Genomic DNA, 11,899 nt, shown 5'->3' on the forward strand with positions numbered 1-11,899 from the left:
AAGTTTTACTAAACTTCGTTATACTTATCCTTTGATAGAAGTATTATCATTATTTAATTGTCATAATTTTTATTGTATCGCTTCGTTTATTCATAGAAGCTGACCTCTTACTTTTGTGTTTGTTTAAGGCTGTAACATGACCGTTACCCACGCACCTATTATTACCTCGTTACTTGATAACGACTTGTATAAATTTACGATGTTACAAGCCATGCTGCATCAGTTTCCGCAGACGCATGGTGTCTATCGTTTTCGTTGCCGTAATAATAAAGACACGGCCTATCCACTGGCTGACATCAAAGAGTCGTTAGAGCAGCAGCTAGACAGCTTATGTGAGCTGCGTTTTTCAGAAGATGAGCTGGAATATTTGCGCGGCTTGCGTTTTTTGCGCTCAGATTTTGTCGACTATTTGGAGCTGTTTAAGCTCAAGCGCCGTTTTATCACTGTCAGTACCGATGGTAAAGGTCGCTTATGTATCGACATCGAAGGGCCTATGATTCAGGCGATGTTCTTTGAGATATTTGTGCTAGCGATTGTTAATGAGCTATATTTCAATGCCTTATCTGATCCCAGTGTCATTGAAGAAGGGCAGCGCAGGCTCGATGCAAAAGTAGCATTATTGAATCACTATGCAGAGGAGCAAAGCCAATATAGTCAGGATACGCCGCCTTTTATCGTCGCTGATTTTGGTACGCGCCGCCGCTTTAGTAAGCGCTGGCAAGCACATGTCGTAGAGACTTTAAATAAAGCACAGCCAAATATTGTCAGCGGTACTTCTAACGTTTATCTGGCAAAAGAGTTAGGAATGACGCCGATAGGGACGATGGCACATGAGTTTATGCAGGCGTTTCAGGCATTAGATGTGCGTTTGCGCGACTCGCAAAAAGCCGCCCTTGAAGCTTGGGTACATGAATATCGTGGCGATTTGGGTATTGCGCTGACCGATGTCGTCGGGATGGATGCGTTCTTACGCGATTTTGATTTGTATTTTGCCAAGCTTTTTGATGGCCTACGTCATGACAGCGGTGACCCTTATATCTGGGGTGACAAAGCGATTGCCCACTATAAAAAACTAAAGATAGATCCTAAGACTAAGATATTGACCTTTAGCGATGGTTTGGATCTTGAGAAGGCTTGGGAGCTGCACCAGTACTTTAAAGATCAGATAAAAACCAGCTTTGGCATCGGTACCAACCTTACCAATGATATGGGCATAATGCCGATTAATATTGTCCTCAAGTTAGTCGAGTGCAACGGCCAGCCAGTCGCTAAGTTGTCTGACAGCCCAGGCAAGACCATGATCAATAATGATACGTATCTTGCCTATTTACGCCAAGTCTTTGAGGTTGATGAGCCGGAGTAACGAGGCTCGTTAACCATCGCTATCCTCTGTTTTTTCTTCTTTAGAAAAGGCAGCATCTAGCGCTTGTTGTACCGCATTGATGCGGGTTTCGCAAACGCGATAAGCCACAATAGACTCTTCAACGGTTGTCATCAGATTATCAATATCAGGCTCGTCTTGTTGCTGTAATTCAGCAGCATTGGTTTTTAGAATATCGTAAGCTGCCTTAAAGGTTTTTGGGGCGGCTTTTTTGCGTCGGCGAGTAGGGGTTGTCATAAGATTTCCTAATGGTCAAATGTAAGGTTAATAAAAAAGGTGGGTAAATAGTTATATTTATCCCAGCAGCGCTGTATATCTTATAGTAAATAGACTATGACTACTTGGCCACCACATCGATAATCTGCGCTTTTGCCTTGCCGTCCTTTAAGACGATGTGAATGGTCTGCTCGGGATAGAGCTAGGTACTACTCGTCAGTATTTGTTTGTCTTTTGCGTCAGTCAGCATGGTATAGCCTTGCTTGAGTACGCGAGACGGTCGATGCAATAGTACGATATCACGCAGATGTTCACTGTCGCGCTGCGCTTGTATTAACTGATGCTGGGCAGTTTGCATAATGCTTGCTTGATAGTCTTTACTAACAGTAGCAGCTATTGTCAATTGCTGATAAGCAGAGGCTTGAGTCTGCGCGCGCAGCTCGCTGGTTAATCTTGCGGCTTGCTTTACTTGGCGCTGGGCACTTTGCTGAATACTACGCCACGCATAATCACTGTCTTTTTGCAGCGCGGTCAATTTCCCAATCGTTTGCGACTGTATTTGGCTCAATTGCCGAGATGTCTGTTGCTCCGCCATATTCAGTTGGCGCTGGGCGGCTTGTTTGATTTGCACTTGGTACTGCAGCGTCTGAGTGACCAGCTGGGCTAAATGGCTACTGATGGCAGCGATGACTTTTGATGGGGTATCAAAGCTGGTATGCGCCACTTCATCTAAGATGACTTTGTCGCGCTCATGACCAATGCCGACCCACACAGGAATGGGCTGCTCAGCGACTAGGGCGGCGAGTTCATAATCATTGAGATAAGCCAAATCACCTACCGCACCACCACCGCGAATAATCACTAATAAATCAGGCAAGTGCTGATAAGTATCATAAAACTGCTGCTGAGCGCTGACGATTGCTTGACGAATCTCGCCTGGCGCATGATTGCCTTGAAAGGTAGCGTTATGATAATGGAAATGACAAGCACCTGTACTGGCTAAGCGATCGGCATCGGCTTGAAAGTCTCCTAACCCTGCGGCTTTTTCAGGGGCGATGACCAGCACATGCTCGATATCAAATGGAGTCGGTAGCTGCTGATTGAGATGTAAGAGCCCTTCACCCGTCAAGCGGTCAACCATTTCGGCATATTGCCGCGCCAAGTCTCCTAGCGTATAGCTAGGGTCGATATCTTCAATGGTGATTGAAAAACCATATTGCGCATGAAAACCTGCTGATACTTTTAGCAGTACTGTTAAATCACGCTCAAGCGCCATGCCCGTTGCGCGCTCAAACTTGGCTAAGACGCGCGCGGCTTTAAAGCGCCAGAGGTTACCACGGCAGCTGGCAATGACTTTACCGTCATCGTCTTTTTCTGCCAGCTCAAAGTAATAGTGTCCGCCTTTGCTAGACAGGTTGCGAATCTCTGCCTTTACCCATACACGGTGATTAAAGGTTTGCTTGATGACCATCTCAACCGCTGATAAATAATCACTGAGGCGCAAGACGGTGTCTTCTAAATTGCCCTCAAGACTGTTTTCTTGCTCAGCAAGTTCGGCCTCTAAAGTCGCCAAATCTTTGGCAGGCGCTAAGACTTTAGCTTGTTTGAGGTTTGAGAGATTGGGTTTGCGCATAATAGGAGACCAAAGAGGATTGAAACTTTATAGAAGCAAAATGCTGGGCTAAAGCCACAGCCTACACTAATAACTTTAGAATAGTTGAGAGTGGGGTATGCTAGGCATTCGATAGGGTAGTTTACCGCAAAAGCGCGCACACAAAAAGAGTAGCCAATAAGCCTGCGATTCATATATTATTATTTTCGCAGACTTATTGGCTAAATGCTAAATAGCAATCGTTTTATTACATGGGCTTACTGGCGTTATTGGCAACGGAAGTTGATTTTATACTCATAATCATCATTACGCGACAAGTCTGGTGTACCAGTACCAAAGATGGAACCGATCACCGCACCAGCTTGTCCGACCATGCGACCCGTACGCTCATCTAAGACACCGTTATAGGTGACTTTGTCATCGACGATAATCACTTGTTTGCCACGGCAGGTTTTTTGCGCACTGTCTATCGCATTTTTCTGAGCTTTTATTTTGGTATCTGCGATGCCTGTTGTCTCATAAATAGAGTTGGCGCGCTGGATAACGGGAGATGAAGGCGTGCTTTGGCAAGCGCTCAAAGCGAGGGCTGCAGCTAAAGTAGCCGTTAAGGTTGCGGTTTTATTAAAACTGATCATAAAGTATTCCTCAAATTAAAAGTTAAGCATCTTAAATATAAATGACACAGGCATCCTATCAGATACCCGTTAACAAACAGTAGTATGAATCTAACCTATTAGAGTCTTAAGTGTCTAGGCAGTTATTGTGTGTGGTATTGCGCTTATATTACCCGCCAAGTTTGCGCTGAGTAACCATGAACGAAGAAAAGCCAAAGACGAGCAGAGTGCTATAGTTAGCTGAAAGTAAAACTGTTATATAGATTGAAAAGCGCTACTGGGATAAGTTTTACTTGCGTGCTGCGTCCCCAGAGGCTGCGTAAAACTCATTCCAATAGCGCTATACTCTTTTCAGAGTGTATCGACTATAGCTACTATGTTAAGCAATGGTACGTAGCAACTTCTAGCAATCGTATTTTGCTACTCCATAGCATGGGTTCAGGCAAAAAAGCCATATACCTCGTCAGTACACAGCAAATGACTTGAAATATAAACCATATCTAGGATAATTGAGAGATTCATTCTTAACTTTCACCCTCAATTAATAAGTAACTATATGCAATTAATTCCTGCTCCTGCTGGCGTGCTTGAAGTGGATGCGCTATGGCAACAAGACAATCCTAACGATCCGAACACTGATACGGTGGCGCTATTATGTCATCCTAATCCGCTGTTTGAAGGCACGATGAATAATAAAGTGGTCACGACCATGTATCGCTTTGCCCGTGATAATGGCATGCACGTGGTACGTTTTAACTTTCGCGGAGTCGGACAGTCAACGGGTGAGCATGATTATGCTGATGGTGAAGTCGTAGATGCAATGACCGTGTTACAATGGATTGCAGGGCAAACCAATGCGCGCAAACTGTGGTTGGGTGGCTTTTCCTTTGGCGGTTACGTCACTGCGCGCGTCGCTGAGCAAGTCATGATAGCGCCGCATGTATGGGGTTTGAGTGATTTTGAAATTGCTAAGATTGCCCTTATTGCGCCATCCGTCGAAAAAAATGACAGCAGTGACCTAAGCTTACCGGCTGATAAAACCTTTGAGATATATGGCAACGCGGATGAGGTGATTGATCCTGACAGTATGCAGGCTTTTGCCGAACGCTTAGGGATAGCTGTCAGTGTGGTAGAGGGTGCAGGGCACTTCTTTCACGGGCGCCTGTCTGAACTAAAAAAACTACTAGAGCAGCACAGTTTTGATGAATAATGGTCTTGATTAAGGAGTATTTTGATTAATAAGTACTTCTATTCATAAGTAAGGCTTAAATTTAGCCGTGTTTTACCGTGCACAGTGGATTATGATGTGCCAGTCTAACAATTCAGCTGTTGTTATCTTATCAGTGTCAATACTGGGATAAAAGCTGACAGTGAGTGACGGCTGACGGTACAAACACATTTCTATACTATTTATTTAATGATGAGTCGCATTATGAGTTTATCTCCGTTGCAGCGTTACGAGCAAGCCATCAGCACTGATGAGTTTACTCGAGATGAACAGCAATATCAGGCCATGAGCTATCTTGATGAGTTATATCATCAGCTCAACAATAGCGCAGAGCAAAAGAAGGGCTTTTTTAGCTTTTTAAAATCTAAGCCCACCGCGCCAAAAGGTTTGTACATGTGGGGCGGAGTTGGCCGTGGTAAGACATGGATGATGGATATGTTTTATGATTCGTTGACCATTGATCGTAAGATGCGTCAGCATTTTCATCATTTCATGCAGCGTGTGCACCAAGAGCTAAATAAGCTACAAGGCCAAAGTGACCCCTTAGAAAAAGTTGCTGATATTATTTATGCAGAAGCAGTAGTTATCTGCTTTGATGAGTTTTTTGTCTCCAACGTCTCTGATGCCATGATCTTAGGGGATCTGTTTACCATGTTGTTCAATCGTGGTGTGACTTTGGTCGCGACTTCAAACATTGAGCCATCGGGACTATACAAAGATGGCCTGCATCGTGACCGTTTCCTGCCTGCTATTGCTGAAGTTGAGCAGCATACCACGGTGATGAATATTGACTCAGGTATTGACTATCGTTTGCGTGTATTGCAGCAAGCGGAGTTATATGAGTCACCCTTGACCAAAGCCAATCATCATTGGCTGGCCAACCGTTTTGCGAGCTTGTCCAATAATCAAAAAATCAGTAACGAGCCCATCACTATTAATGGCCGTGAAATAAAAGTGAACGCCCGTACTGAAGACATTCTATTTTGCGATTTCCGGCATTTGTGCATGGAGCCACGCTCAGCTGCGGACTTTATCGAGATAGCCAAGCAATTCAGTACGGTATTGATCAACTCAGTACCCGCATTAAGTGATGAATTGCGAGATCCTACTCGTCGCTTCATTTATCTGGTTGATGAGTTTTATGATCGCCGTGTCAAATTATTGGTGCGAGCAGAGCAACCGATTCTTGAATTGTATCAAGGAGAAAAACTGGCGTTTGAGATTGAGCGTACACGCTCGCGACTGCTTGAGATGCAATCAGAAGACTATCTAAAAATGGAACACCGTGTTGAGGTTGAAGTCGCATAATGGATGATGGTTTCAAGCAAACGATTATAGTCAATAATACATAATACATAATAGATAATAAAAAATGACTAAGGAGAAATCATGAGTATGTCTGAACAAACGGGCTCAGCTACGGATGTAGACACTGACTTGGGTAAAGGCAATAGAGAGAGTGAGGCGGAAAACGTCGTCGCTACTAACTCACAAGTAACAGATGAACAGCTGATTAATTGGATCAAATCAAGACGTAGTATTGGTAATTTAACCATCCCCGCACCGACATCTGAGCAGATTGCAGCGGCCGTAGATTGTGCCGTCACCGCCCCTGATCATAAAAAGCTGCAACCATGGCGCTTTATCGTTACTCAAGGCAACGCCCGTCATGAGCTAGGTCGTGCGCTTTTGGCAGCGGCAGAAGCAAAGGCGGCTAGAGAAGGGGTGGTGTTGTCTGAGGAAGATCAGCAGAAGACTTACAACATGCCTCTGCGAGCGCCTGTTATCATTACTGTCACCACCCAAATGCAAGCGCATGAGAAAGTACCGCATTTTGAGCAATTGCTTAGTACCGGCGCTGCCGTGCAAAACCTAATTCTTGCCTTAAAAGCGCAAGGATTTAGCACAGTATGGCGTACTGGACTGCTCTGTAATGAGCCCGCAGTCAAAGCTTATTTTGATATTGGTGAAGATGATTATGTCAGTGCTTTTGTTTATACTGGCTCTACTCATTGTGATATGCCAACACGTAAGCCCATTAATCTTGAGCCGTTACTACGCTTTGAGTCTTAGAAATAACGCTAGCTAATCAAAGCCGTCACAAGTGACCAAAGCAGTAACAAATCAAGCTTAGGGCGCCACATAATGCTATACCTTTTTATGTAGACAGTATAAGCTGCATGAATAAAATAAGCCGAACAACACGGATACCTAGATATGACAAGTGCTAATACAGACAACACTGCTAATGACACTACTGATAACCCTACTAATAAAGAGTCTCTGGATAAAAAGTCGCTGAATAAAAAGCCTGCGGAGCAAGTGGATGCTGAAACAGATAGCAAGTCAGATACAGACAATGCGGAAAAGCCCAGTGGACTGTTGGCGGGTATTATTGATCGCGCTACCAAGTCAGGTCTCGGACGTAGAAAGTTAGATCCTAGTGTCGTTGAAGCAGATGTCGAAAAAAACATGCAGCAAATACGTGATAATCCAACCAAGCTGCGTCTGGCTTTTCTAGGTGGTGGCAGCTTCGGTACCGCGATGGCAAACTTAGCCGCTCGTAATGGGTGTGATGCCACGCTTTGGGTACGCAATAAGCGTACCGTTAAAGCCATGGCAAAGACTCAGACTAATAAAAAGTATCTGCCAGGCTACAAGCTTGATGATCGCCTTAAGTACAGTCATGACCTACAAGCGACGGTCAAAGATAAAGACATTATTTTTCTTGCTGTACCGAGCCTGGCCTTTCGTGAAACTCTGAGAAATATTGCACCCTTTATTACGGGTCAGTCGATTGTCTCTCTGACCAAAGGGATGGAAAAAGATACCTTTGCCTTGATGAGCGACATCATTAAAGATGAGTTACCAGAAGTTAACTTTGGTGTCATGTCAGGACCGAACCTTGCAATCGAGATTATGAAAAACATGCCGTCAGCGACGGTCATTGCGAGTGAATCAGAACCATTACGTCATGCGGTACAAGCGGCTCTACATAGTGCTTTTTTTCGTGTGTTTGCCAGTGATGATGTAAAAGGTGTGGAGCTTGGCGGTGCGCTGAAAAATATTTATGCGATTGCGATGGGTATGGCTGCAGCATATGATGTGGGCGAAAACACCAAAGCCATGCTATTGACACGTGCTTTGGCTGAGATGAGCCGATTTGGGGTTGAGACTGGCGCCAATCCGCTCACGTTCTTGGGCTTATCTGGGGTTGGTGATCTATACGCTACTTGTAGCTCAGAGCTTAGTCGTAACTACCGCATTGGGAACATGCTTGGCCGTGGCATGACGATCGATGCTGCCGTCAAAAAGCTTGGACAGACAGCCGAAGGTGTCAATACCATTCAGCAGGTGCACGAAAAGGCTACCAAAGAAGGCATCTATATGCCTATCACCCACGCTTTATATGCCGTTATTTATGAAGACAAAGCAGCATTAGGCGTTGCCCTACATTTGATGGAGGCAGGTTTCCGTAGTGATGTGGAGTTTGTGATGCCACATGATCATAGTAACGCTGCGCTGACTGCGCAAATGCAGGCGTCAACTGCTAATCCAGAAGATGACAACGTAGCCAAAGGCAAAGAATAACAGCTTAAATCAAGGAAGATTATGAAGATAATATTGATGCGTCATGGACAAGCCGAAGACATGAGTCGTTCAGACAGCACGCGCCAATTAACAGATTATGGACAGCAGCAAGCCACGCAAACGGCAGAGTATATTGTTGAACGTTATACGCCAGATCACTTCGTGGTCAGTCCTTACGATAGAGCTCAGCAAACGCTAGCTGAGCTGCAGTCGCGCGCGCCTGTAGTACCAGTCACTGTGCAGGACAATATCACGCCGTCTGATGATGCGCGTACGGCATTGCTTGAACTTGGTCATGTCGAGGCAGAATGCTTGGTGGTGGTTTGTCATATGTCTATTATCGCCTATCTTGCCAGTTTGCTGACGGGTGACAGCCCTGAGTCATTTGCCTTGGCTGAGGCGCGGGTGTTTGAGATGGAATTTGTGATGCCTGGCATGGCCACTGAAATCGATCGCTTTGTGCCGCAGCAGCCGTATTGATTCTCTTTGCTGAATTGATTTAAGCAGTTGTTTGAGCAGCCAGAGTTTTTTAATAAGACACTTTAAGTGCGAGACTTTAAATACAAAGTAAGGCCTTAGCCGTTTAATCATTGGCTTCATAAGTTAAGTAAGGACACGTTTGGTGTTACATGTTTGGTTAAGAGCGCAGCATAGCCCGCTGGCAGTTTGGCATGCTGAAACACAAAAGTGGCAACCTGTTAGTGGTTGGCAGCAGCTTGACGATACTTATAATAAAGGTAAAAACAGCCATAAATCACTCTGTCTTTATTTTCCTACCAGTCATCTATTGCACGTAGATACTGAGCTTAGTACGGCTCAGCTCAAGCAGTTGGGCAATACTGGCAAGCAATATCTCTTCGAAGAAACCTCACTGACAGCAGTTGAGCAGCTGGCGGTGCGGCAGCTTAGCCATGCTCATACACAGCATCTATATGCACTGGCTCAAAGTGACATTGAAACTTGGCAGCAAAGTGCTGCGCTGGTTGGTATGAATATCAGTGCGCTACTGCCTGACTTTTTACTACTGCCCATTCCTGAAGAAGGAGCAGGGCAGCAAGTAGTTTTGTATCAAGATCAACACACTGCCTTATTACGACAGTCGCAGCAGCAAGGCATGGCAATCAGCTATTTGCCTTTAATTCTTGAGCGCTTGCCACATTTAAGTGAGGTCTGTGCGCTCCCTCCTATAGAGTCGTCTGAGGCGGTTGCAGTTAGCGCTTTTGCAGGGTATGAACTTGATGATTCAGTTGAGCGTTCAGTTGACAGCAATATTGATTTGCAAAAACCAATCGCAAATATGGCGGCACAATCGCAAATCGTCACAGAGACCGCTGCACTATTGGCTGAGCAACAGATTGTTTTCACTACATTGCCTACCACTCCCATACCTGTAGAAAACCCTGAGCGCCATGCACTAAATTTCTTTGTCAAAACCTCAGATTCACAACTATCTCCTTATCTACGTGTCGCCATGATGGTCGCTTTGTCGGCACTATTGTTGCAGATTGCCGCGGATGGTCTACAAATCTATCATTATAATGCCGCTGCTGATGCGACACAGACAGCCGTTGCAGCGCAGTATCAAGCTTGGTTTCCTAATGAGGTGCTAAATACTAGCCGCACCAAGCTACAAGTGCAAATGCAGCCCAAGCTACAAAGCGGCGATGCAGCGTCGGCGTCACATATAGCAGTGCTGGCGCGGATATCACCCCTTATTAAACAGTCCTCTTTGCATGCGCAGGCGTTGGTTATGGAGCCACAGATGCTGAGCTTTACATTAATAGCGCCAGATCGTAACAGCCTTGATCAGTTTACCAGTACGTTGACGGCGCAAGGGGTAGCAGCCACCTTAGAACGTGTCGACAGCAATGAGCAAGGTCAGTTTAGCGGTCAAGTCACGGTGAATGTCGTCGATGACAGCGCTACGAGTAATGGCCTTGCAGCGTCTTGATACTGCAGCTTGAGTCAACATAAAATATAGCAGTTGGCTATTTATCTATAAATACGTAAAACTATACTCCATTCATTAAGGTTAAACAGGTAATGAGTTTACTACAGCGCCAAGCTAAGCGTACTGAGCCACTCACCAATGCGTTATGGTCGCGTTGGCAAGCTCTATCATCACGTGATCAAATGGCACTGAGCATATTGCTGGTATTTTTATTGGTGTTCGTCGGTGGTTATGGTGGCTACAGTGTGCATCAGGCGGCAAAAGACAGTAAGTCAAACTATCAGGAGCAAGTTGCTGATTATTTTTGGTTGCGTGCGCAAGCAGACAATATTGACCCAAGTGCACTAAGTGTAAATGATGCACAGGATGGCGCTAATGCGATGCCACCTGCTAGCCGCGTAAACACCATCTTACAAAACTCAGGTATCGATAGTGCGCAAGTCATTGCTGCTAATGAAGGAGGGGTACAGTTCAGCTTCAGTCATCCTAGCCAAGCAGTCGTCAGCGCTGCGCTTGGTAAGCTTGAACAGCAAGGCTGGCAGTTCACTCAGCTATCGATGCAGCAAGACTCAGCCACCAGACAACTGCAAGTACAAGCCACGGTCGCTCTTTAATCGTTGCTACATACTGGCTTGTAAATAATAGCTGTTGTACTACCTGTCTTGAAAACTGCACGCTTTGCCACAATACAATGCTTAGTGGCTAATGCCAGTTATGGATATCTATTATGAATCAATCTCCTGACTCTAATTCTGATGAGCGTTTAGATTATCAAACACCGACGACTGAACCTTTTGTTGGTACACAGTCGACGCACGAGCTTGCGCGTCAAGAGCAAAGGCCGTTACTGACGCAGCAAGAGCAACGCTCCCTAGTGACATATAACCACGTCACTTATTTGCTCTATGTTGTCAGTTATTTCACAGCAGGTATCTTATGGATTTTGCCTATCTTTATGAATTATGCCAAACGCCGTGAGGCTGATGGTACTTGGTTGGCGACACATTTTGACTGGCAGATTAAGACCTTTTGGTACAGCATTGTGTTTTTTGTCATAGGATCTATGCTGATATTATTTGCACTAGGAGGACTGGGCGTGAGTGTCATGGCAGATAGCGGTAACTTAGCAATAGGTTCTATTGTGCTAACGGGTCTTGGTATCATGATTATAGCGTTCACTTTTATCTGGCACCTGTACCGTATTGTACGCGGCTGGATTGCGCTTACTGACAATCGTCCTGTACCTTAAGCGCTCTATACTTTGATATTAAGTGCTTGTTAAGCTTGTTACGTATGAAACTTTGGT

At 45.1% G+C, this 11,899-nt stretch carries 12 protein-coding genes; 9 read left to right on the forward strand and 3 right to left on the reverse strand.

The features are described 5' to 3' along the window. Nucleotides 1-136 precede the first annotated feature (136 nt). Complete coding sequence (pncB, locus tag JMY01_RS04050; protein ID WP_201574331.1) at nt 137-1,363, forward strand: nicotinate phosphoribosyltransferase; 1,227 nt, start codon at nt 137-139, stop codon at nt 1,361-1,363. Nucleotides 1,364-1,372: 9 nt separating this feature from the next. Here the strand turns inward: pncB and xseB are convergent, their stop codons facing one another. The 3 genes from xseB to JMY01_RS04065 form a co-directional block, all read right to left on the reverse strand. Then, a complete protein-coding gene (gene xseB, locus JMY01_RS04055; RefSeq protein ID WP_201574332.1) occupies nt 1,373-1,618 on the reverse strand; it encodes an exodeoxyribonuclease VII small subunit in 246 nt (81 codons plus the stop codon). Between the two features lie 181 nt (nt 1,619-1,799). Beyond that, nucleotides 1,800-3,230, reverse strand: coding sequence for an exodeoxyribonuclease VII large subunit (gene xseA, locus JMY01_RS04060; RefSeq protein ID WP_307781392.1), 1,431 nt, complete (start codon nt 3,228-3,230; stop codon nt 1,800-1,802). 245 nt (nt 3,231-3,475) lie between these two features. Then, on the reverse strand, nt 3,476-3,844 hold the full coding sequence (locus tag JMY01_RS04065; protein WP_201574333.1) for a hypothetical protein: 369 nt from the start codon (nt 3,842-3,844) through the stop codon (nt 3,476-3,478). 535 nt (nt 3,845-4,379) lie between these two features. On the opposite strand from JMY01_RS04065, the gene JMY01_RS04070 reads away from it, so the two are divergent. The 8 genes from JMY01_RS04070 (at nt 4,380) to JMY01_RS04105 (ending at nt 11,842) form a co-directional block, all read left to right on the forward strand. Beyond that, the gene (locus tag JMY01_RS04070) at nt 4,380-5,033 is read left to right on the forward strand and encodes an alpha/beta hydrolase (protein WP_201574334.1); all 654 of its coding nucleotides are present in this window, start codon (nt 4,380-4,382) and stop codon (nt 5,031-5,033) included. Nucleotides 5,034-5,255: 222 nt separating this feature from the next. Then, the gene (zapE, locus tag JMY01_RS04075; RefSeq protein WP_201574335.1) at nt 5,256-6,359 is read left to right on the forward strand and encodes a cell division protein ZapE; all 1,104 of its coding nucleotides are present in this window, start codon (nt 5,256-5,258) and stop codon (nt 6,357-6,359) included. 87 nt (nt 6,360-6,446) lie between these two features. Next, the gene (locus JMY01_RS04080) at nt 6,447-7,124 is read left to right on the forward strand and encodes a nitroreductase (RefSeq protein ID WP_374220357.1); all 678 of its coding nucleotides are present in this window, start codon (nt 6,447-6,449) and stop codon (nt 7,122-7,124) included. A 144-nt stretch (nt 7,125-7,268) separates the two neighbouring features. Further along, entirely contained in the window at nt 7,269-8,642 is a 1,374-nt protein-coding gene (locus JMY01_RS04085; RefSeq protein ID WP_201574337.1) for an NAD(P)H-dependent glycerol-3-phosphate dehydrogenase, read from the forward strand. Nucleotides 8,643-8,663: 21 nt separating this feature from the next. Then, nucleotides 8,664-9,122, forward strand: coding sequence for a phosphohistidine phosphatase SixA (gene sixA, locus JMY01_RS04090; protein ID WP_201574338.1), 459 nt, complete (start codon nt 8,664-8,666; stop codon nt 9,120-9,122). A 142-nt stretch (nt 9,123-9,264) separates the two neighbouring features. Further along, complete coding sequence (gspL, locus tag JMY01_RS04095; RefSeq protein ID WP_201574339.1) at nt 9,265-10,593, forward strand: type II secretion system protein GspL; 1,329 nt, start codon at nt 9,265-9,267, stop codon at nt 10,591-10,593. 92 nt (nt 10,594-10,685) lie between these two features. Beyond that, nucleotides 10,686-11,207 (forward strand): type II secretion system protein GspM, encoded by a 522-nt coding sequence (gene gspM, locus JMY01_RS04100; protein ID WP_201574340.1) that lies wholly within the window; start codon nt 10,686-10,688, stop codon nt 11,205-11,207. A gap of 113 nt (nt 11,208-11,320) precedes the next feature. Further along, nucleotides 11,321-11,842, forward strand: a complete 522-nt coding sequence (locus JMY01_RS04105) for a hypothetical protein (protein WP_227677657.1) — start codon at nt 11,321-11,323, stop codon at nt 11,840-11,842. Nucleotides 11,843-11,899 lie beyond the last annotated feature (57 nt).

Source organism: Psychrobacter sp. H8-1 (genome assembly GCF_904846575.1).
Lineage (GTDB): Bacteria > Pseudomonadota > Gammaproteobacteria > Pseudomonadales > Moraxellaceae > Psychrobacter > Psychrobacter fulvigenes.

Coding starts and splice junctions, on each gene's coding strand:
- JMY01_RS04085 (WP_201574337.1), top strand. CDS start 7,269: ATGACAAGTGCTAATACAGACAACACTGCTAATGACACTACTGATAAC.
- gspM (WP_201574340.1), top strand. CDS start 10,686: ATGAGTTTACTACAGCGCCAAGCTAAGCGTACTGAGCCACTCACCAAT.
- zapE (WP_201574335.1), top strand. CDS start 5,256: ATGAGTTTATCTCCGTTGCAGCGTTACGAGCAAGCCATCAGCACTGAT.
- xseA (WP_307781392.1), bottom strand. CDS start 3,230: ATGCGCAAACCCAATCTCTCAAACCTCAAACAAGCTAAAGTCTTAGCG.
- sixA (WP_201574338.1), top strand. CDS start 8,664: ATGAAGATAATATTGATGCGTCATGGACAAGCCGAAGACATGAGTCGT.
- pncB (WP_201574331.1), top strand. CDS start 137: ATGACCGTTACCCACGCACCTATTATTACCTCGTTACTTGATAACGAC.
- JMY01_RS04070 (WP_201574334.1), top strand. CDS start 4,380: ATGCAATTAATTCCTGCTCCTGCTGGCGTGCTTGAAGTGGATGCGCTA.
- JMY01_RS04080 (WP_374220357.1), top strand. CDS start 6,447: ATGTCTGAACAAACGGGCTCAGCTACGGATGTAGACACTGACTTGGGT.
- JMY01_RS04065 (WP_201574333.1), bottom strand. CDS start 3,844: ATGATCAGTTTTAATAAAACCGCAACCTTAACGGCTACTTTAGCTGCA.
- xseB (WP_201574332.1), bottom strand. CDS start 1,618: ATGACAACCCCTACTCGCCGACGCAAAAAAGCCGCCCCAAAAACCTTT.
- JMY01_RS04105 (WP_227677657.1), top strand. CDS start 11,321: ATGAATCAATCTCCTGACTCTAATTCTGATGAGCGTTTAGATTATCAA.